Below are 20,857 nucleotides of genomic sequence, written 5' to 3'. Positions count from 1 at the left end.
AGGTATACTATGGCTTTGAGAAACAAGGATTTGATTTCCATCCATGATCTGTCGGTGGGGGAAGTGGCCACCATCCTGGATGTGAGCAGAAAACTGAAGAAAAAACAGAAGCTGGGAGAACCCCATGAATACCTGAAGGGGAAAACCCTGGCCATGATCTTTTCCAAGGCGTCCACCCGGACCCGGGTGTCTTTTGAAACCGGGTTCCACCAGCTGGGGGGCCATCCCATCTACATGAGCGAAGCCACCTCCCAGATCGGCCGGGGGGAACCGGTCAAGGACACCGCCCGGGTACTGTCCCGGTTCGTGGACGGGATCATGATCCGCACCTATTCTCATGAAGCGGTGAAGGAACTGGCGGACTACGCCACGGTGCCGGTGATCAACGGGCTCACGGATCTGCTCCATCCCTGCCAGGCCCTGACGGACATGTTCACCATCCTGGAATACAAGGATGTGCTGAAGGGCCGGAAGCTGGTGTATGTGGGAGACGGGAACAACATGGCCCATTCCCTTATGTTCGCCTGCGCCAAGGTGGGCATGAACATGGTCTGCGCCAGCCCCAAAGGCTACCAGCCGGATCCTCACATCGTGGCCCAGGCCAAGATGGATGCGGCCATTACCGGATGCACCATCACCGTCCAGGAAGACATGGAAGACGCGGCCAAAGGAGCGGATGTGCTCTATACGGATGTGTGGGCCAGCATGGGGGAAGAAGCCCAGCGGGAAGAGCGGAAAAAGGCTCTCCACGACTACCAGATCAACCAGCATCTGCTGGACCTGGCCCGTCCGGACGCCATGGTGCTCCACTGCCTGCCCGCCCACCGGGGTGAGGAAATCACCGACGATGTGATCGAAGGACCTCACTCTGCAGTGTTCGACGAGGCGGAAAACCGGCTCCATGTGCAGAAAGCCATTATGGCCTTGCTGATGAGCGACGCGGTGCTGTAAAATAGAAGGATAGAACGAATAAAGGAGAGACGTACAATGGATAGAAAAGACATCAAAAAAGTGGTCCTGGCCTATTCCGGCGGTCTGGATACTTCCTGCATCATTCCCTGGCTGAAGGAAAACTACAACAACTGTGAAGTGATCACGGTGACTGCAGACATCGGGCAGGGGGAAGAAGTGGCTCCCGTCCATGACAAAGCCATTAAATCCGGTGCCAGCAAGGCCTATATCCTGGACCTGCGGGATGAATTCCTGAGAGAATACGCCTGGCCCATGGTGAAGTCCGGTGCCGTCTATGAAAAGAAATACCTGCTGGGCACCTCCATTGCACGGCCCATCATCGCCAAATATCTGGTGGACATCGCCCTGAAGGAAGGGGCGGACGCCATTGCCCACGGGGCTACCGGCAAGGGCAACGACCAGGTCCGGTTCGAACTGGGCATCAAGGCCCTGGCTCCCCAGCTGAAAGTCATCGCTCCCTGGAGAGAATGGCAGATCAAATCCCGGGATGACGCCATCGACTACGCTGCCGCCCACAATATCCCGGTTCCTGTGACCAAGAAAAAAGACTACAGCATGGACCGGAACATCTGGCACCTGTCCCACGAAGGCAGCGACCTGGAAGATCCCTCCAACGAACCCAAATCTGAAATCTATATCATGAGCCAGACTCCGGAAGCCGCTCCGGACAAGGATGAATACCTGACCCTGGACTTTGAACAGGGGGTTCCTGTGGCCGTCAACGGCAAGAAGATGGAACCGGTGGAAATGATGGAAACCCTGAATGAAATCGGCAAACGGAACGGCATCGGCATTGCCGACATGGTGGAAAACCGGCTGGTGGGCATGAAGGACCGTGGGGTTTACGAAACTCCTGGCGGCACCATCATCTACTACGCCCACAACGAACTGGAAAACCTGTGTCTGGACCGGGCCACCTACAACTACAAGGAACAGATCGGCATCCGGTATGCGGAACTGGTTTACGACGGCATGTGGTTCTCTCCTCTGCGGGAAGCCCTCCAGGCCTTTGTGGATGAAACCCAGAAGACCGTCACCGGTACCGTGAAGATGAAGCTGTACAAAGGCAACATCATCTCCGCCGGCACCACCAGCCCCTATTCCCTGTACAGCAAGGAATACGTCACCTTCGGGGAAGACGAAGTGTACAACCAGGCTGATGCCCAAGGCTTCATCAACCTGTTCGGGCTGCCTCTTACGGTAAGAGCCCTCATGAAACAGGGGAAACTGAAATAATGAGCAAGACGAAACTGTGGGGAGGCCGGTTCAGCAAGGACACCAACGCCCTGGTGGATGCCTTCAACGCCTCCATCGATTACGACAAACGGCTGTACCATGAGGACATCCGGGGGAGCATCGCCCATGCCCACATGCTGGCCAAGGTGGGGATCATCAGCCAGGAAGACGCCGCAGCCATTGAAAAAGGGCTGAAGGAGATCCTGGGGGAGATCCAGGCCGGGAAATTCAACTTCAGCACGGAGCTGGAAGACATCCACATGAACATCGAGGCGGCCCTGACGGAAAAGATCGGGGACGCCGGGGCCCGGCTCCATACGGCCCGGAGCCGGAACGACCAGGTGGCTCTGGACATGCACATGTACATGAAACGGGAAGTCACCGAGATCATGGAGCTTTTGATCGCCTTTGAGGAAGCCCTGCTGACCATGGCGGAAAAGCACCTGAAGGCCCTGATGCCCGGGTATACCCATCTCCAGCGGGCTCAGCCCATTACCTTTGCCCATCACATGCTGGCCTACTTCAACATGCTCCGCCGGGATTTCCGCCGACTCCAGGGAGTGTGGGACGGGGCGGACATGATGCCCCTGGGGGCCGGTGCGGTGGCCGGGACCACCCTGCCCATCGACCGGTTCCAGGTGGCGGAGGAACTCCATTTCTCCCAGGTGTACGGAAACAGCATGGATGCGGTGAGCGACCGGGATTATGTGCTGGAATTCCTCAGCTTTGCTTCCCTTCTCATGATGCATCTGTCCCGTCTCAGTGAGGAAATGTGCCTGTGGTCTTCCACGGAATTCGGGTTCATCGAGCTGGATGACGCTTTTGCCACTGGTTCTTCCATGATGCCGCAGAAGAAGAATCCGGACATCTCTGAACTGGTCCGGGGGAAGACCGGCCGGGTGTACGGCCACTTGACCGCCCTTCTGACCACCCTCAAAGGGCTGCCCCTGGCTTACAACAAGGACCTCCAGGAAGACAAGGAAGGGTTCTTCGATGCCATCGACACGGTGAAGTTCTCCCTCCAGGTGTACCGGGACATGATCCTTACCACCAAGGTCAACGAGGAAAAGATGGCGGAAGCGGTCCACAAGGACTATTCCAACGCCACGGACCTGGCGGACTACCTGGTGCGGAAGGGGATGCCCTTCCGGAAGGCCCATGCCGTTGTGGGGAAGGCCGTGGCCAAGGCCATTGCCGAACACAAGCTGCTGGGTCAGCTGACACTGGAAGAATACAAGGAAATGTGTCCTCTCTTCGAGGCGGACCTTTTGGAATGCCTGAAACCGGAAAACTGCGTGGCAGCCCGGACCAGCTACGGCGGCCCTGCTCCCCAGAACAACGCCGAACAGGTGAAGCTGGGAAAAGAAGCGGTGGAAGAGCAGAAGAAAGTGCTGGAAGAATTGAAGGAACGGATATAAGAAAAAAGGGGTGCTGCACATTGCGTGCAGCACCCCTTTACACATTCCGTTTTGCCAGGCGCTCTACGGGTTCCGGGTTGGGGGTGAACTGGGGGTCGAAGTCTGTGTTTAAAAAGGCCAGGGCGTAGGCCACTCCCATGGCGGCACCAGTGGTGAGACCGGTTTCATCCATGTCGAATTCCGGGGTGTGGTGATTGGCCCCGCAGCCTTTTTCCGGGTTGGCGATGCCGGTGAAGGCCAGGACTCCCGGATATTCCTGGAGGAACAGGGCGAAGGATTCCGAGGCCATCCAGGGCTGGGGATCCTGAAGAGCATCCGGTCCCAGGGCGTCCGCCACTGCCTTCCGGCCCAATTGGGCGCAAGCCGTATTGTTCCGGGCTTCGAACAGGGCTTCGGGCATGTGCAGGATTTCCCCTTCACAGCCGTAAATATCAGCGTTGGCGGCCAAGGCCTTCTTCAGGAAGTCCTCAAAGGGCTTCCCGGCCTTCTGGTAGTTGAAGAACCGGGCGGTGCCTCCGAAGGTCAGGTCTTCCGGGATCACATTGTACTTTTCTCCGCTGTGGACGAACCCCAGGGAGAAGGTGAGGCATTCAAAGGGATCCACCTTCCGCTGGCGGAATTCGTTCAGCTGCTGGTACAGGGCGGCAAAGCAGTCCATAGGATTGTTGGCCAGGTCCGGCCGGGCTCCGTGGCCGAAGGTCCCCTTCAGCCGGATCACAAAGGAACAGCCGCCTCCCATGACCGCCCCGGGGGTGATGGACACTTTCCCTGCCGGCAGGTCCCACCGCACATGGGTGGCGTAGCAGCCGTCGATGGTGAGGCCGGATTCCTTCACAATATAGGGCAGCAGGTTCTGGATGTCCCCGCTTTCTTCTTCTCCCCGTTCAAAGCACAGCACCACTTTCCCGGCAAAGGCTTCCTTGTGGGCAACCAGGATCCGGGCGGCGGTAAGCAGCATGGCCATATGGCCGTCGTGGCCGCAGGCATGGGACACCCCGGGCACCTGGGAAAGGCAGACTTTGGGACCTTTCAGATTTTCCGGACTTTCGGCAATGGGGAGAGCGTCGGTGTCCGCCCGCATCAAAAGGGTCTTTCCGGGCTTTCCGCTGTCGATGATTCCCAGGAGCCCTCCGTCAGGGACGTTGATGGTGGGGATCCCCAGGTCCTTCAGGTAGGCTTCCAAAAAAGCGATGGTGTTCACTTCCCGGCAGCTGAGCTCCGGGTTTTCATGGAAATGGCGGCGGAGGCGGAGGGTTTCAGGAAATTCCGCCTGGGCCAGGGCAAGGATATTCATAAGCAGATTCCTTTCTACAGCAGATTGTGAAAATGGGATTTTCCTTCAGTATACCACGGATGATTGTCATTTTTTCGTCTTCAGCGTATAATTATAATATTATATTGAAGTGGATTTCTGTACCCATGAAGATAGAGAAATTGACGGTAAGGAGGATGAAGTATGGGAGGACATGTAATTGGCCTGATCCACACCGTGACCATGCTGGATGTAATCGACATCCTGGTGGTGGCGTTTTTTCTCAATAAACTGTACCAGATGCTGAAGAACACCCGGGCGGCGTCCCTGGTGAAAGGGCTGTTGATGCTGCTGGCGATCATGCTGATCAGCAAGTGGCTGAATCTGTATGTGATCAACTGGATCCTGGAAAAATTCATGACCGTGGTGATGATCGCCCTGCCGGTGGTGTTCCAGCCGGAACTCCGCCGGGCCCTGGAGCAGATCGGCCGGGGGAAACTGTTCCGCCGGAGTACGGTGCTCAACGAAATGCAGGTGGAGAACATGCTGGAAGCGGTGGCCACCACTGCCGACGACCTGAGCCGGAACAAGATCGGGGCACTTATGGTGTTCGAGCGGGAAACCGGGCTGGATGACTACATCGAAACCGGGATCCCCATTGACGGGCTGATCAGTACGGCCCTGTTCGAGAACATCTTCATCCCCAACACCCCCCTCCACGACGGGGCGGTGATCATCCGGGGAGACCGGATCGCAGCGGCCAGCTGCCTTTTGCCTTTGACGGAAGCCCGGAACCTGAGCCAGGAACTGGGGACCCGGCACCGGGCGGCCATCGGCCTTTCCGAACAGACCGATGCCCTGATCCTGGTGGTCAGCGAAGAAACCGGGACCATTTCCCTGGCCCGGGGGGGCGCCCTCCAGCGGTACCTGACCCACCGGGATGTGAAGGACCTGCTGCGGCCGGTGATGAAGACTCCTATGCTGAACTGGAAGGATACCATCCTGGCCAAACTGGGGAAGAAACATGCCCCGTCCGACGACCAGAAAGGAGGCAGCGGCCATGGTGAAAAATAACCAGACCCCCAACCGGAATTCCTGGCTGGTGCGGATCATGTCCGTGGTCTGTGCCTGCATCCTGTGGGTGTATGTGATGAACGAACAGAACCCCATCACCACCAAGACCTTCCAGGTTCCTTTGACGGCCCAGAACCTGGCGGAAGACATGGTGGTGAAGGACCTGCCGGAAACGGTGAATGTGAAGGTCAGCGGCACCCGGTCCCAGATCGCCGTACTCCGGGAAGGGGACGTCAAGGCCTTCATCGACTTTACCGACGCCCCCAAGGGACGGAACACCTACAACGTCCAGGCCACCACCCGGATGGGGGAAGTGGCGGAAGTGACCCCCAGCCTGCTCCAGCTGGAAACGGACTCCCTGGCGGAAAAGACCATGACCCTGGAACCCCGGATCGTAGGGGTTCCCAACAGCGGGGTCACCGTAAGCCAGATGGATCTGTCTCCCACCCAGGTGATTATCAAAGGGGCCAGTGCCCGGATCTCCCAGGTGGACAAGGTACTGGTGATGGTGGATATCAGCCATCACGACCGGAACTTCTCCACAGATGCCACAGCGGTGGCAGTGGACCGGACCGGACGGGAAATGTATGACGTGAAGGTGGTGCCCGGGAAGATCAAGACCACCGTGACCATTGTGCGCCAGCTGGGGACCAACGACTTCCCGGTGAAGGCCAACATGTCCGGACAGCTGCCGGAAGGGGTCACCTTAAAGAGCGTGAAGATCACTCCGGACAGTGTGCGGCTTACGGCGGAACCCAAGGTGCTGGGAGGCATCCGGGAAATCCTTACCGCCCCCATTGTCCTCAACAATGTGACCAGTGATGTGGAACTGAAGATGCCTCTCCAGATCCCGGATCAGGTGCTGGCGGACCAGCACAGCGTCATTGTGGAAATTACCTTGCAGAAAGGAACGGAAAAGCAGGATGGCAGCAAAGCCGACGGAAATCAGAATCAATAACCTGCGGGTGGGGCTGGACAGCCGCCATTCCCTGGTGCAGATCGTAGGGAAGAAATACCATTTGCCGGAAAAAGCCCTCCGGCAGGTGGAAGTGGTCCGGAAGGCCGTGGATGCCCGGCGGAAAAGCAATATCTGCCTGGTATACCATGTGAAGGCCACAGTGGATGTGCCCACAGGGGTGCTCCAGAAGCTCCTCCGGGATCCCCAGGTGACCCTGTGGGAAGAAAAACCGGAACCTCCGGCGGTGTTCGGCACCGAAAAGCTCCAGGGCCGTCCGGTGGTGATCGGCCTGGGGCCGGCAGGCCTTGTGGCAACCCTGGAACTGGCCCGGCACGGGTACGCTCCTTTGGTGGTGGAACGGGGCAGGGACCTGTCCCACCGGGTGAAGGACGTGGAACAGTTCTGGAAGACCGGGAAACTGGACCCGGTGAGCAATGTGCAGTTCGGCGCCGGAGGCGCCGGCACCTTTTCTGACGGGAAGCTGACCACCCGGGTCAACGACCCCATTATGGGCCACCTGCTCCGGACTTTTGTGGAAGCCGGGGCGCCCAAAGAGATCCTGACGGAACAGAAGCCCCACGTGGGCACGGACAAGCTGCGGCTTATGGTCACCGGGCTTATCAGCCGGATCAAAAAGGCCGGGGGCCAGATCCGGTATGAGACCCAGGTGACGGACTTCCGGGTGGATCCGGAACAGGGCCTTACGGCGGTGGAACTGAACGGGAAAGAATGGGTGGACACCAACGGGGTGATCCTGGCCTGCGGCCACAGTGCCCGTGACACCTATGAAACCCTGCTGAAACGGTCCGTGCATCTGGAGGCCAAGGCCTTTGCAGTGGGGGTGCGGATCGAGCACGAACAGGCTCTCATCAACCGGGCCCAGTACGGGAAGTTTGCCAATCATCCCCAGCTGGGGGCGGCGGATTATGCCCTGATCTTCCATGACAAGGAAACGGGCCGGGCGGTGTATTCCTTCTGCATGTGCCCGGGGGGCCAGGTGGTGGCCTCTGCTTCGGAACAGGGGGGACTGGTGGTAAACGGCATGAGCCCCTTCAAACGGGATACGGGACTGGCCAACAGCGCCCTGGTGGTCAGCGTGGACCCGGGGGATTTCCCGGCCGGTCCTTTGGGAGGCATGGAATTCCAGCGGAAGTACGAACACCTGGCCTGGAAGGTGAGCCGGGATTACCGGGCCCCGGCCCAGACCAGCCGGAGCTTCCTGGAACGGACTGCTCCGGACCTGAAGGTGAAGTTCCGTCCCAGCTACCGGCCGGGCCTTGTGCCGGCGGACCTGCGGAAGATTTTGCCGGACTTTGTGACGGAATCCCTGGAACATGGGCTGCGGGATTTTGAACGGAAGCTGCCCGGGTTCAGCACCCAGGGGCTGATGATCGGGGTGGAGACCCGGACTTCGGCTCCGGTGCGGATCCTCCGGGGAGAGGACGGCCAGTCGGTGAACTGCCGGGGGCTGTACCCCACCGGAGAAGGGGCCGGCTACGCCGGCGGCATCATGAGCGCCGCCATGGACGGGTACCATCAGGCCAGAAGGCTGATGGGGAGGTTCGGGGTACCCGTCGGGAGTCAGAAGGCTGAAGGTTGAAACCATTGGAAGGAACCCGGCTTGCGGGTTCCTGTGAAGGGAAACGCAGCTGGCGCTGCTAATCCACCACCAGCCTGACGGCTGGTCCCCCGCCCTTGTAAAGGGCGGATATCTGCTGGGGCCTCGACAGTTATACAGTCTGCTCCCATGTGTATGGTGGATAGCCGCTGGGGGCTCGGGCCCATTGCCTAGGCGGCACCAGAGCATGGCCTGTGTGCCACTATCCGCCCTTTTCAAGGGCGTAAGCAGGGAGCATCCGCTTTAGCGGATAGCGAGGTCGCTTATGCCGCAGCTGGGGACCGTTGCGCCTGCGCAATGGTGGTGGGTTAGCAGCCCTTGGGCTGCGTTTTCGTTCAATGCCAAAAGCCCATGGGGTTTGGCTTCCATGGGCTTTCAAAACTGTGCTATAATAAATTGATTGACAGTAATATACAAGGAGATGCTTTTATGGAAAACATCATCATCACCGGGCATAAGAACCCGGATACGGACTCCATTTGCTCTGCCCTGAGCTACACCTGGATCAAGACCCAGCTGGGGGAAAAGGTCACCGCCTGCCGGGCCGGGAAGGTGAACCCGGAAACCCAGTTTGTGCTGGACCACTGGAAAGTGGCGGCTCCGGAACTGGTGGAAAAGGTGGACGAAGGGCAGAAAATCATCCTGGTGGACCACAATGAAATGAGCCAGGCTGTGGACGGGCTGGACAAGGCCAACCTGCTGGAAATCATCGACCATCACCGTCTGGGGGGCATCGTCACCGCCAATCCCCTGTTCGTCCGGATGCAGCCGGTAGGGTGCACTGCCACCATCCTGTACAATGTGGCTGTGGAAAACGGTCTGACCCTGCCCAAGGAAATCGCCGGGCTGCTGTTCTCCGCCATCAGTTCCGACACCCTGTACTTCAAGTCTCCCACCACCACGGAAAAGGACAAGGAAGCTGCCGGTGCCCTGGCCAAGATCGCGGAAATCGCTGATCCCCAGGCCTATGCCCTGGAAATGCTCCAGGCCGGTTCCGCCATCAACTCCATGAGTGCGGAAGAAATCTGCCATGGGGACATGAAGGAATTCGACTTCCCTCAGGGGAAAGTCACTGTGGCCCAGGTGAACGTGATGAACGGGGAAGCTGCCAAAGCCAAATGGCCGGAACTCCAGAAAGCCCTCCAGGCCATGGTGGACGGAGGAGAAGCGGACACCACCCTGCTGATGGTCACCGACATTATGGATGAAGTCACCGAGCTGCTGTGGGCCGGCAAGAACAAGGACATCCTGGACAAGGCCTTCGGGAAGGCTGAAGCCGACGGCCATTACCACCTGCCCAAGGTGCTGTCCCGGAAGAAACAGATCGTACCGCCTCTGACCGACGCGTTTAAGGGGTAAGAGCGTAAAGGTGCTGCACAAAAAGCGTGCAGCACCTTTTTTGTCAATGGTCAATACCACCTACCCACCTACCCATCAATATATCCTATACCGTACCCCGTTTTTTCGTATTTTTCCCTTTATCCCATCTGTGGTATGATACATACAGTACATAGTGCTGTCTTTGTTTGGGAAAGGAGAATATGATATGGCGGATAAAATCAAGATGACCACCCCTCTGGTGGAAATGGACGGGGATGAAATGACCCGGATCCTTTGGAAGATGATCAAGGATATCCTGATCCTTCCTTATGTGGACCTGAAAACGGAATATTACGACCTGGGCATGAAGCACCGGGATGATACAGATGACCAGGTGACCATCGATTCAGCCCTGGCAACGAAAAAGTACGGGGTGGCGGTGAAATGCGCCACCATTACGGCCAACGCAGCCCGGGTAAAGGAATATGGCTTGAAAAAGATGTGGGCCAGCCCCAACGGCACCATCCGGGCCATTTTGGACGGGACGGTGTTCCGGAAGCCCATTATGGTGAAGGGCATCCGGCCTCTGATCCCTACCTGGGAAAAGCCCATTACCATTGCCCGGCACGCCTACGGGGACATTTACAAGAACACGGAAATCCGGGTGGAGGGCCCGGCCAAGGCGGAACTGGTGGTTACCGGAGCGGACGGGAAGGTGACCCGCCGGACCATTATGGATTTCCCGGATGCCGGGATCGTCCAGGGAGTCTACAATACGGACAAGTCCATCAGCAATTTTGCCCGGTCCTGCTTCAACTATGCCCTGGAACAGAAGGAAGACCTGTGGTTTGCCACCAAAGACACGGTGTCCAAGATCTATGACCACCGGTTCAAGGATATTTTCCAGGATATCTACGACCGGGAATACAAGGAAAAGTTCGAAGCCGCCGGCATCGAATATTTCTACACCCTCATCGACGACGTGGTGGCCCGGGTGGTCCGGTCCAAAGGGGGCATGATCTGGGCCTGCAAGAACTACGACGGGGACGTGATGAGCGACATGATGGCCACCGCCTTCGGGAGCCTGGCCATGATGACTTCCGTGCTGGTGTCCCCGGACGGCTGCTATGAATACGAAGCGGCCCACGGCACGGTACAGCGCCACTATTACCGGTACCTGAAAGGGGAAAAGACCTCCACCAACCCGGTGGCCACCCTGTTTGCCTGGACCGGGGCCCTGCGGAAACGGGGCCAGATGGACCAGCTGCCGGACCTGGTGGATTTTGCCGACCGGCTGGAAAAAGCCACCATCCAGACCCTTGAAGAAGGGATCATGACCGGGGATCTGGTAGCTGTATCCACCCTGCCGGATAAAAAGAAGGTCAACAGCGAAGAATTCCTGGAAGCCATCCGGGAGAGGATATAAGGGAAAAGGGGGTGTGAAAAAATTCACACCCCCGTCCAGTGACCAGTGACAAGAGACCAGTGACCAAAAAGGAGCTGTGAAAAAATGAAGAATCATTTTTTCACAGCTCCTTTTTCAATAGGCCCTTTTCCCGTACACCGGGTGTTCTGTGGGCTTCAGGGTCAGGCGCTTGGCCAGTTCCACGGCCTCTTCCAGGTGCAGGTCGGTTTTGTTCCCGTGCTCTTCGAAGATGCACATGGGGTTGTCGGCGCCGATTTCGCTGCCGGGCATATACAGGTACTGGTCGTTGTCCCGGTCGCCCAGGATGATGCCGGCACGGAGTTCTTCGGACATAATGACGGACATGATGATGTCCTCCTTTCAGGATAATCAAGGGAAGCGGGAAGGGGGGACCGGGCGGTGCATAAAGGCGGGCCGCCCGGCGTGGGGCCCCTACGGGTGTCGTTTCTCATTCTAACAGCCCTGCCATTCCCTGACAAGGGATTCTTTGGTATAATGGTGGAGTAGATTTGCAGGAAAGGGATGTGAGAGTATGAACAGACCCATTGCCAGTATCGATGTGGGACGGGCGGCTTTGCGGATGGCGCTGACGGCCACCCGGGAAGAAGAGGACCGGCTGAAGGAGCGGCTCCGGGAACAGGGGTTCCGGGCGGCGGCTGTAGATTTTGGAGGAGAGTTCCTGCCTTCCATCAAGAAAATCGTGGAACGGGCGGTGGTGGCCTCGGAACGGCAGAACATCGTCACCGACACCCATGTGGGAGCAGGCACGGTGGCCGGGGCGGCCCATGAAGCCCTGGAACAGATGATGGACAAGGCCATCGGCTTCAATGTAGGGGGCAAAATCGGAGTGGCCCGGTACGGGGAGCACCTTTGTGTGGCGGTGTACATGAGTGTGGGGGTCCTGAACCTGAACGAACTGGGCGTGGGGCTGGCTCACCGGAGCCTGGCAGGCATCGATTGAAAAAAGCATAAGAAAGTGAAAAAAAGTTGTTGACATTTTTCGCTTTCCTATGCTAGAATAAGTGAGTCGTCGGATGGCGGCAAGGTAATATGGTGGATATGGTGAAGCGGTTAACACACCGGATTGTGGCTCCGGCACGCGTGGGTTCGATCCCCACTATCCACCCCACCTTTTTTTTTTACCTTTTTGGGGCATAGCCAAGTCGGTAAGGCACGGGACTTTGACTCCCGCATGCGTTGGTTCGAGTCCAGCTGCCCCAACCAAGTGATTCACTAGCTCAGTTGGTAGAGCACCTGACTTTTAATCAGGGTGTCCCGGGTTCGAGTCCCGGGTGGATCACCATTTTTTTATACCCAAATGCGGCTGTGGCGGAATTGGCAGACGCGCCAGATTTAGGATCTGGTGTCCAAGACGTGCAGGTTCAAGCCCTGTCAGCCGCACCAATATCATAAAAAAAGAAAGACTGTTGCGTTGGCAACAGCCTTTCTTTTTTTATTCCAGCGATTCAAAATAGGAGAATCTCCATCCCTTCAGGGTCTTTACATAGGGGAAAATGGTCTTTCTGGTTTCCACTATGTTGGTTTTGCCATGGGCCGGGTCTTCCATCATGGGAGTGGATACTTCCAGGTTGATCCGGGTGGGGGATTCCCGCAGGATGTTGATGGTGGAGGTCCCTTTCCGCAGGTCCCGGGCTTTGGCACTGGGAGCCACGTACAGTTTTCCGTCGAATTCCCGGTACATCCGGCTGTCGCTGATGATGAAACCGGCCAGGGCTTCGGTGAAGCATTGGTTGACCTTGGTCTTTAAGGCCATCATGGTGGGATAATTCTTGTCCGCCACCGTGTAGTAGATCATGTACCCGGTGTCCTTCTTTTCCTTCCCATCGGTTTCCAGGGGATGATGTTCGAACCATTCATAGACGGTGTTGGCTTCCTGGAAGGCCTGGATCACTTCCTGATCCGTAGGGGCTTCCGGGGAGGCAAAAGCGGTGAAGATTCCGCTGACCACCAGCACGGCAGTCAGGAACAAAGAACGCAGTATTTTCATGGAATGCACTCTCCTTCTGTTTGGTCCTTTTATTGTATCATAGTTTGGCAGGATGTGGTATCATCTTCCCTGTGGGGGACAATCGGTCAACGGTCAGCGGCGGTCGAAAGCCGGCAAGGCTGGCTTTGAACAACGACGAACGATGAGCGATGAACGATCCACGATAAACGATGAACAAAACCAAGGAGTGTGCATAACGTGAAATATCAGGCGGTGGTGTTTGATCTGGATGGGACCCTGCTGGATACCCTGACGGATCTGTGGAACAGCGTGAACGAGGCCTGCCGGGAATACGGCTGTGCCCCCAGGACCAGGCTCCAGGTGCGCCGGGCCCTGGGAAACGGCTTGGAGAACCTGCTGCGGAAATCCCTGCCCCAGGAGGACGAGAACAAATTCCAGCGGGTGTTCCAGGATTTCCGGGCCTATTATCTGAAGCACTGCAATGAGGCCACCCGGCCCTATGAAGGGATCCCGGAACTGCTGAAAGAGCTCCAGGACCTGGGGGTGAAGCTGGCCATTGTGTCCAACAAGGCCCATCCGGCGGTGCTGTCTCTCCGGGACCGGTATTTTCCGGAAACCATGAAAGTGGCCATGGGGGAAAGCCAGGGAGTCCGCCGGAAGCCGGCTCCGGATACGGTGGTCCGGGCTCTGGAGGAACTGGGGATTCCCAAAGACCAGGCGGTGTATGTGGGGGATTCAGAAGTGGACAAAATGACGGCGGACAATGTGGGGATGGACTGCTTCCTGGTGACCTGGGGGTTCCGGGACAGGGACGAACTGGCAGCCCTCCGGCCCACTGCCCTCATCGACCGACCGGAACAAATCCTGGAGAAAATAAAGGGATAGGGAAAACACTGGACAATATAAGGTTCAGGCGGTATAATACAGATAAAAGAGCAACCCTCCGATGTGCGAGTCGAATTCCATATGTTTTGAGCCAACACTCTCTATAAGGGAGCCCGTGAACTCCGGCCGTTGATGATATGCCCTTTCGAGGGGACATCAGATATGACAGGGAGGGCACCCACCTGCTTAGGCAGGTTCAAAACTCGGAATTGGTACGGCATTGTAGGGCTCTTTCTTTTTTTATACCAAAATAAAGGAGCCGTGAACGCGGATGCTCATCCAGATTTTCCTGGTGGTCCTGCTGGACCGGATCACCAAATTTTTCATTACCCATACCATGACCGTCGGCATGAGCTTCCCGGTGATTCCCGGGGTGGTGAGCTGCACCTATGTGCTGAACCCGGGGGCGGCTTTCGGCCTGCTGGAATACCAGCGGGTTTTCTTTGTGGTGATCACCCTTCTGGCGGCAGGCGCCGTCTTCTATTTCCGGGACCACATCCACCGGGAGGGACCCAAGGCCCGGCTGGGGACGGGACTGTTCCTGGGAGGCGCCCTGGGGAACCTGATCGACCGGATCGCCACCGGGTATGTGATCGATTTTGTGGACTTTCATTTCTGGCCGGTGTTCAACGTGGCCGATATCTTTATCTGTGTGGGAGTGGGGCTGATCGTATGGAGTATGCTGGAGAACGAAACCGGGAAAACCCGGCAACCGGAACCCAAGGACAAACCGGGGACGGGAGCCGTCTGATCGTAACGGAACCGGCGGGGCCGGAAGAAAAGGGCCTCCGAACCGACGTGTTCCTGGCCGCCCGGCTGGACTGCACCCGGTCCGCCGTCCAGCATGACATCCAGGAAGGCCGGGTGACCCGGCAGGGGAAACCGGCCAAGGCCAATACCAAAGTGAAAGAAGGGGACGTGTTCCAGGTGCTGGTGCCCCCGCCGGTGGATCTGGCGGCCAAACCGGAGAACATCCCCCTGGACATCCTCTACGAAGATGAGGATGTAATCGTGGTGAACAAGCCCCGGGGGATGGTGGTCCACCCGGCGGCGGGGAACCCGGACGGGACGCTGGTGAACGCCCTGCTGTACCACTGCAGGGACCTTTCCGGGATCAACGGGGTGATCCGGCCGGGGATCGTCCACCGGCTGGACAAGGACACCAGCGGGGTGATGATCTGCGCCAAGAACGATTTGGCCCACCAGTCCCTGGCGGAGCAGATCCAGAAAAAGGAAGCCAAACGGACCTACTTGGCCATTGTCCGGGGGAACGTGAAAGAGGACCATGGGCATATCGAGACCCAGCTGGACCGGGATCCCCGGGACCGGAAGAAGATGGCGGTGGTGCCCTCAGGGGGCCGCTGGGCGGCTACTGATTATGAGGTGCTGGAGCGGTACGGGAAATTCACCGTGGTCCGCTGCCGGCTCCTGACCGGGCGGACCCATCAGATCCGGGTCCACATGACCTATATCGGCCACCCTCTGGTGGGGGATCCCAAATACGCCCCCCAGAAGACCTGCTTTTCCATCAGCGGACAGGCCCTCCATTCGGAGCAGCTGACCTTCCGCCATCCCCGGAACGGAGAGTGGATGACCTTCACTGCCCCGGTGCCGGCTGATATGCAGACCATCCTGACCCGTCTCCGGAACGGGCAGTTCCATTGACAAGGAGGAAGTAACATGAGCGTTTCTGTGAAGAAAAAAACCATTATGGATGCCGATGCCATGCGCCGGGCCCTGGTCCGGATCTCCCATGAGATCGTGGAACGGAACAAAGGGGTGGACAATGTGGCCCTGGTGGGGATCCGTACCCGGGGGGTGCCTCTGGCCAACCGGCTGGGGCAGGAAATCGAAGCCATCGAGGGCGTGAAGCTGCCGGTGGGCTCCCTGGACATCACCCTGTACCGGGACGATCTGTCCACCCTGGGGTACAACCCGGTGATCAGTGAAACGGACATCGATTTCGACCTGAACGGAAAGACGGTGATCCTGGTGGACGATGTGCTGTTCACCGGCCGGACCATCCGCAGCGCCCTGGACGCCCTGATCGACATGGGCCGGCCCAAGGCCATCCAGCTGGCGGTGATGGTGGACCGGGGCCACAAGGAACTGCCCATCCGGGCGGACTATGTGGGGAAGAACGTGCCCACCAGCAACAGTGAGACCGTGGATGTGTCCCTGACGGAAATCGACGGCAGCGACGAAGTGGCCCTGTCCGACATCCAGGGATAAGAAGGGACTGCCGTGCGTTTAAAAAGTTTCTCAGCCCATGGGTTCAAATCCTTTGCAGACAAAGTAAATATCGAATTCGAGCCGGGGATCACCGCCATTGTGGGCCCCAACGGCAGCGGCAAAAGCAATATCTCCGACGCCATCCGGTGGGTCATGGGGGAACAGAGCGTAAAGTACCTCCGGGGCACCAAAATGGAGGACGTGATCTTCGCCGGCAGCAGCGGCCGCCGTCCCATGGGCATGGCGGAAGTGGACCTGGTGTTCGACAACACGGACCACACCCTGCCGGTGGATTTCGACGAGGTGAGCCTCCAGCGCCGGGTGTTCCGGAGCGGGGACAGCGAATATTCCATCAACGGGAAGAACTGCCGGCTGAAGGACGTGGTGTCCCTTCTGGCGGATACCGGGCTGGGACGGGGGTCCCTGTCCATCATCGGTCAGAACAAGATCGACGAGATCCTCAACAGCCGTCCGGAAGACCGGCGGGCCATTTTCGAGGAAGCGGCGGGGATCGCCAAGTACCGGATCCGGAAGAAGGAAGCCCTCCGGAAACTGGACGACACGGCGGCCAACCTGCTGCGGATCCACGATATCCAGAGCGAGATCGAAAACCAGCTGGTGCCCCTGGAAGCAGCAGCGGAAAAAGCCCGGCAGTATGAAGCCATCAGCGCCCGGCTCCGGCAGGTGAAGGTGACCCGGCTGCTGGGCCAGCTGGCTTCTCTGGAAAAAGAAAAGGCCCGGCTCTCGGAAAAACTCACCCTGCTGGAAACCCAGCTGAAGGAACTGGCGGAACTGTCCGGGGCCCTGGGTAGACAGCAGGAAGCCCTGGAACAGCGGCTCCAGGAACGGGAAAACGCCTACAGCGCCTACCAGGAACAGATCCTGGCCCGGGAAAAGGAAGCCGCCGGGTACCGGAGCCAGAAGGCGGTCCAGGAGGAACGGATCCAGCAGAGCCGGAACCGGATGGACCAATTTGCCAAAAACCGGTCTGCCCTGGAAGAGGAACTGGCCCGGAACCAGGAGAACCTGGACCTGGTGACGGAGGAATACGACCGGCTGGAAGAAACCCAGTACCGGGCCAAGAAGCTCCTGGAAAGCGCCGCCGCTGAAAAGGAGACCCTGACGGAAACCGTCCGGCAGGGGGAAGAAAAACTGAAGGCCTGGCAGGAACAGGCCTTTGACAGCATGCGGACCCTGGTGATGACCCGGAACAAACTGGCAGGGGTCCGCCAGGAACAGGACCGGATCCACCGGCAGCAGGAAAGCCTGAAGGAAAAGGTCCGGGAGGCGGAAGAGGCTCTCCAGGAAGTGACCGCCGCCCTCCAGGGGGAAAAGAACAGCCTGGAAACCCTGGAAGACCGGAAACAGCAGCTGGAAGAAACCGCCCGGCAGCTGAACGGGGCCCTGGAACAGAGCATCCGGTCCTACCGGGAACAGGAAGGGGCCCTGGAACAGAACCGGCGGACCCTGAACCAGAAGAAGGCACGGCTCCAGGTGCTGGCCGCCATGGAGAGGGAGCATGAAGGGTTCAGCAAAGGGGTCCGGACGGTGCTGGAGGCCCGGGCACCCTTCCGGGAAAAGATCTGCGGTGTGGTGGCGGAGCTGTTCACTGTGGAGGATGCCTATGTGACGGCCCTGGAAACCGCCCTGGGAGGTGCCCTCCAGAACATCATCACCCAGGATGCCCCCACGGCCCAGGCAGCCATTGCCCATCTGAAAAAGGTCCAGGGGGGACGGGCCACCTTCCTGCCTCTGGATACCCTCCGGCCCCGGGCCCTGGGCGCCCGGGAAAAAGCGGCCCTGGGATGTCCGGGGATCATCGGCATCGCCGGGGATCTGGTCCGGTGCGATCCTGCCCTCCAGCCGGCGGTCCGGTTCCTGCTGGGACAGGTGCTGGTGGCGGACAATCTGGACCATGCCCTGGCAGCGGCCCGGAAGGCGGATATGCGGGTGCGGATCGTGACCCTGGAAGGGGACGTGGTCTACGCCGGAGGCTCCCTCAGCGGGGGCCAGAAACAGCAGGGGAAAAGCTTCCTGTCCCGGAAGCAGGAGATCCGCCGTCTTACGGAAGAAACAGTCCAGCTGGAAACCGCCGGGAAGGAGTTCCAACAGGCTCTGGACGGCCTGGCGGACAAGGGACGCCGGGTAAAGGAGAAGCGCCAGGAGGCCCTGGATGCCCTCCAGAAAATCGCAGTGGAAAAGGCCGGGGCGTCCGCCCGGGTCCAGCAGGAAGAAACCCAGAAAAAACGCCAGCAGGAGAACCTGGAACTGCTCCTGGCGGAAAAACGCCAGGGGGCGGAGGCTTTTCTGGAACTCCAGCAGCAGGTGAAGGAACTGGCACCCCAGGTGGAACAACTGGAAAATGCCGATGTGGAAGGGAAAAAAGCGGCCCAGGCCCTCAGCGACGGGCTGGTGGAACAGCGGACGAAACTGGAAGGGGCCGCCCGCCGGCACCAGGATGCCCTGATTGCCGTAAATGCCGGGGAAAGCCAGCTCCAGGCCCTGAACGACCGGATCCAGTCCATGGACCGGATGGGCCAGAAAACCCAGGAAGAGATCACCCGGGGAGAAGAGGAATCCCGGCAGCTGGAACAGACCATCGGCAGCTGTGAAAAGGCCCTGGATAAACTGGGCGGGCAGATTTCCGCCCTGGAACAGGAACTGGCCGGCAGCGACGGGGCCCGGCAGAAATTCCTGGAAGAACGGGAAGCCCTGCTGCAGAAACGCCAGGAGCTGACCCAGCAGGGGGTGATCTTCCAGGGCCAGGAGGCCAGCCTCCGCCAGAAGATCCACAACAGCGAAATGGACCAGGTAAAGAAGGCGGCAGAAGGGGAACACTGCCGGCAGCAGCTCCAGGAAGCCTACGGGCTCACGGAGGAAACCGCCCGGCAGGAAGCCCTTCCCGATGACCTGCCCGAAGGGGAACTGAAGGAACGGGAAGCCCGGGCGGCCCGGGAACTGGCGGACCTGGGACCGGTGAACCAGGCGGCCCAGGAGGAATACCGGGCGGCCAAAGACCGGTACGACTTTTTGAAGAAGCAGTATGAGGACATGGTCCAGGCCCGGGACCGGCTGGAAACGGTGATCAGCGGCATCAACAGCGACATGACCCGCCGGTTCCGGGAGGCCTTCGCCAAGATCAACGGGTATTTCGCCGACTGTTACGAGAAGCTGTTCGGCGGGGGACGGGCCCGGCTGCGGATCCTGGATGAGAAGAATCTCCTGGAATCGGGCATCGACATCGAGGCCCAGCCACCAGGAAAAAAGATGCGGAACCTGTCCCTGTTTTCCGGGGGAGAACGGGCGCTCACCGTGATCGCCCTGCTCTTTGCCCTGTTGACCTACCAGCCGGCGCCGTTTGTAATTTTGGACGAAATCGACGCCCCTCTGGATGAAACCAACATCGACCGTTTTGCCCAATTCCTGAAAGCATACGGACAGAAGACCCAGTTCATCGTGATCACCCACCGGAAGGGGACCATGGAAGCCGCGGACGTGCTCCACGGTGTCACCATGGAAGAATCCGGGGTGTCCCGGGTGCTGTCTGTGAAATTATCGGAGGTAGCCGAATCATGAGTTTTATGGAACAACTGAAAGACGGGCTCAGCAAGACCCGGAAAAACTTCACCGAACGGATGGAGGACCTGGTGGGGGCCAGTGTGGACCTGGACGAGGACTTCATGGATGAGATGGAGATGATCCTGGTGGCCGGGGACGTGGGGATCAAGACCACGGAAAAGATCATGGCCGCCCTTCGGAAGGCCGCTGCCACCCGGCAGATCAAATCCCCGGCAGAGGCCCTGCCCTTCCTGAAAAACTACATTGCGGACCTGCTGAAGACCAACGGGCCCCGGATGCGGTTCAAAGGCCATCCCTCCATTGTGCTGGTGGTGGGGGTGAACGGGGTGGGGAAGACCACCACCATCGGCAAGCTCAGCAACTATTACCGGCTGATGGGCTACAAGGTGATGATGTGCGCTGCGGACACCTTCCGGGCCGGGGCTACGGAACAGCTCCAGATCTGGGGGAAGAAGGCCCAGGTGGACGTGATCGCCCACGGGGACGGTGCGGACCCGGCGGCAGTGGTGTACGACGGGGTCCAGGCAGCCATTGCCCGGAAGGCGGATGTGCTGTTCGTGGATACCGCCGGACGGCTCCACAACAAAACCAATCTCATGAAGGAACTGGACAAGATCTACCGGGTGATTCGGAAAGAGATCCCCGACGGGCCTCATGAGACCTTGCTGGTGCTGGACGCCACCACCGGCCAGAACGCCATCAGCCAGGCCAAGATCTTCCTGGAAACCGCCCATGTGACCGGGGTGGTGCTCACCAAGCTGGACGGCACCGCCAAAGGGGGCGTGGTGATCGCCATCAAGGAAGAACTGGGGCTGGATGTAAAGTGGATCGGCGTGGGAGAAGGGATGATGGATTTCCGCCCCTTCGATCCCCAGCAGTTTGTGGAAGCCTTGTTTGAGACAAAAAAAGAGGACTGAC

At 58.8% G+C, this 20,857-nt stretch carries 18 protein-coding genes, 4 tRNA genes and 1 other RNA gene; 20 read left to right on the top strand and 3 right to left on the bottom strand.

Annotated features, from left to right (window positions below; all coding sequences use genetic code 11):
- Window positions 1–9: 9 nt before the first annotated feature.
- The 3 genes from argF to argH are packed head-to-tail and all read left to right on the top strand — an operon-like array spanning window position 10 to window position 3,626.
- Window positions 10–951 carry an ornithine carbamoyltransferase gene (gene argF, locus FX155_RS01135; protein WP_154487408.1) on the top strand — a complete coding sequence of 314 codons (942 nt, stop codon included), beginning with the start codon at window positions 10–12 and terminating at the stop codon, window positions 949–951.
- Window positions 952–987: 36 nt separating this feature from the next.
- Complete coding sequence (locus FX155_RS01130; protein ID WP_154487406.1) at window positions 988–2,208, top strand: argininosuccinate synthase; 1,221 nt, start codon at window positions 988–990, stop codon at window positions 2,206–2,208.
- Window positions 2,208–3,626: an argininosuccinate lyase gene (argH, locus tag FX155_RS01125; RefSeq protein WP_154487404.1), complete on the top strand. Its 1,419-nt coding sequence runs from the start codon at window positions 2,208–2,210 to the stop codon at window positions 3,624–3,626. Before FX155_RS01130 ends, argH begins: the two co-directional genes overlap by 1 nt.
- A 37-nt stretch (window positions 3,627–3,663) precedes the next feature.
- On the opposite strand, the gene FX155_RS01120 is transcribed toward argH, so the two are convergent.
- A complete protein-coding gene (locus FX155_RS01120) occupies window positions 3,664–4,920 on the bottom strand; it encodes a M20 metallopeptidase family protein (protein ID WP_154487402.1) in 1,257 nt (418 codons plus the stop codon).
- A 162-nt stretch (window positions 4,921–5,082) separates the two neighbouring features.
- On the opposite strand from FX155_RS01120, the gene cdaA reads away from it, so the two are divergent.
- The 5 genes from cdaA to FX155_RS01095 all read left to right on the top strand — a co-directional run bounded on the left by cdaA (window position 5,083) and on the right by FX155_RS01095 (window position 11,274).
- Window positions 5,083–5,952 carry a diadenylate cyclase CdaA gene (gene cdaA, locus FX155_RS01115; protein WP_022487733.1) on the top strand — a complete coding sequence of 290 codons (870 nt, stop codon included), beginning with the start codon at window positions 5,083–5,085 and terminating at the stop codon, window positions 5,950–5,952.
- Window positions 5,939–6,910 carry a YbbR-like domain-containing protein gene (locus FX155_RS01110; protein WP_154487400.1) on the top strand — a complete coding sequence of 324 codons (972 nt, stop codon included), beginning with the start codon at window positions 5,939–5,941 and terminating at the stop codon, window positions 6,908–6,910. The genes cdaA and FX155_RS01110 overlap by 14 nt, the downstream gene beginning before the upstream one ends.
- Window positions 6,876–8,510: an NAD(P)/FAD-dependent oxidoreductase gene (locus FX155_RS01105; protein WP_154487398.1), complete on the top strand. Its 1,635-nt coding sequence runs from the start codon at window positions 6,876–6,878 to the stop codon at window positions 8,508–8,510. The genes FX155_RS01110 and FX155_RS01105 overlap by 35 nt, the downstream gene beginning before the upstream one ends.
- A gap of 447 nt (window positions 8,511–8,957) precedes the next feature.
- A complete protein-coding gene (locus FX155_RS01100; RefSeq protein WP_022487730.1) occupies window positions 8,958–9,887 on the top strand; it encodes a manganese-dependent inorganic pyrophosphatase in 930 nt (309 codons plus the stop codon).
- A 187-nt stretch (window positions 9,888–10,074) separates the two neighbouring features.
- Window positions 10,075–11,274, top strand: coding sequence for an NADP-dependent isocitrate dehydrogenase (locus FX155_RS01095; protein WP_154487396.1), 1,200 nt, complete (start codon window positions 10,075–10,077; stop codon window positions 11,272–11,274).
- Between the two features lie 114 nt (window positions 11,275–11,388).
- On the opposite strand, the gene FX155_RS01090 is transcribed toward FX155_RS01095, so the two are convergent.
- On the bottom strand, window positions 11,389–11,619 hold the full coding sequence (locus FX155_RS01090; RefSeq protein ID WP_022487728.1) for a hypothetical protein: 231 nt from the start codon (window positions 11,617–11,619) through the stop codon (window positions 11,389–11,391).
- A gap of 187 nt (window positions 11,620–11,806) precedes the next feature.
- Here FX155_RS01090 and FX155_RS01085 point away from each other — a divergent pair, with 187 nt between their 5' ends.
- The 5 genes from FX155_RS01085 (at window position 11,807) to FX155_RS01065 (ending at window position 12,678) form a co-directional block, all read left to right on the top strand.
- Entirely contained in the window at window positions 11,807–12,235 is a 429-nt protein-coding gene (locus FX155_RS01085; RefSeq protein WP_022487727.1) for a HutP family protein, read from the top strand.
- 92 nt (window positions 12,236–12,327) lie between these two features.
- Window positions 12,328–12,403, top strand: a tRNA-His gene (locus FX155_RS01080).
- A gap of 19 nt (window positions 12,404–12,422) precedes the next feature.
- Window positions 12,423–12,498: transfer RNA gene (locus tag FX155_RS01075), tRNA-Gln, on the top strand.
- A gap of 3 nt (window positions 12,499–12,501) precedes the next feature.
- Window positions 12,502–12,577, top strand: a tRNA-Lys gene (locus FX155_RS01070).
- A 17-nt stretch (window positions 12,578–12,594) separates the two neighbouring features.
- Window positions 12,595–12,678, top strand: a tRNA-Leu gene (locus tag FX155_RS01065).
- Window positions 12,679–12,727: 49 nt separating this feature from the next.
- On the opposite strand, the gene FX155_RS01060 is transcribed toward FX155_RS01065, so the two are convergent.
- Window positions 12,728–13,282 (bottom strand): hypothetical protein, encoded by a 555-nt coding sequence (locus tag FX155_RS01060; RefSeq protein ID WP_154487394.1) that lies wholly within the window; start codon window positions 13,280–13,282, stop codon window positions 12,728–12,730.
- 198 nt (window positions 13,283–13,480) lie between these two features.
- On the opposite strand from FX155_RS01060, the gene FX155_RS01055 reads away from it, so the two are divergent.
- From FX155_RS01055 to ftsY, 7 genes are all read left to right on the top strand, one after another.
- Window positions 13,481–14,128 (top strand): HAD family hydrolase, encoded by a 648-nt coding sequence (locus tag FX155_RS01055; RefSeq protein ID WP_022487725.1) that lies wholly within the window; start codon window positions 13,481–13,483, stop codon window positions 14,126–14,128.
- Window positions 14,129–14,178: 50 nt separating this feature from the next.
- A non-coding RNA gene (ssrS, locus tag FX155_RS01050) (6S RNA) lies at window positions 14,179–14,361 on the top strand.
- 38 nt (window positions 14,362–14,399) lie between these two features.
- Window positions 14,400–14,879, top strand: a complete 480-nt coding sequence (gene lspA, locus FX155_RS01045) for a signal peptidase II (protein WP_022487724.1) — start codon at window positions 14,400–14,402, stop codon at window positions 14,877–14,879.
- Window positions 14,801–15,793 (top strand): RluA family pseudouridine synthase, encoded by a 993-nt coding sequence (locus FX155_RS01040; RefSeq protein ID WP_229778386.1) that lies wholly within the window; start codon window positions 14,801–14,803, stop codon window positions 15,791–15,793. The genes lspA and FX155_RS01040 overlap by 79 nt, the downstream gene beginning before the upstream one ends.
- A 15-nt stretch (window positions 15,794–15,808) precedes the next feature.
- Entirely contained in the window at window positions 15,809–16,360 is a 552-nt protein-coding gene (pyrR, locus tag FX155_RS01035; protein WP_022487722.1) for a bifunctional pyr operon transcriptional regulator/uracil phosphoribosyltransferase PyrR, read from the top strand.
- A 12-nt stretch (window positions 16,361–16,372) separates the two neighbouring features.
- The gene (smc, locus tag FX155_RS01030) at window positions 16,373–19,936 is read left to right on the top strand and encodes a chromosome segregation protein SMC (protein ID WP_326831097.1); all 3,564 of its coding nucleotides are present in this window, start codon (window positions 16,373–16,375) and stop codon (window positions 19,934–19,936) included.
- Window positions 19,933–20,856 (top strand): signal recognition particle-docking protein FtsY, encoded by a 924-nt coding sequence (gene ftsY, locus FX155_RS01025; protein ID WP_022487720.1) that lies wholly within the window; start codon window positions 19,933–19,935, stop codon window positions 20,854–20,856. Before smc ends, ftsY begins: the two co-directional genes overlap by 4 nt.
- Window position 20,857 lies beyond the last annotated feature (1 nt).

It is taken from the genome of Acidaminococcus fermentans (genome assembly GCF_009696675.1).
Lineage (GTDB): Bacteria > Bacillota > Negativicutes > Acidaminococcales > Acidaminococcaceae > Acidaminococcus.
The sequence above is the reverse complement of the archived record's forward strand: the minus strand, read 5'-3'. Positions and strand labels throughout refer to the sequence as shown.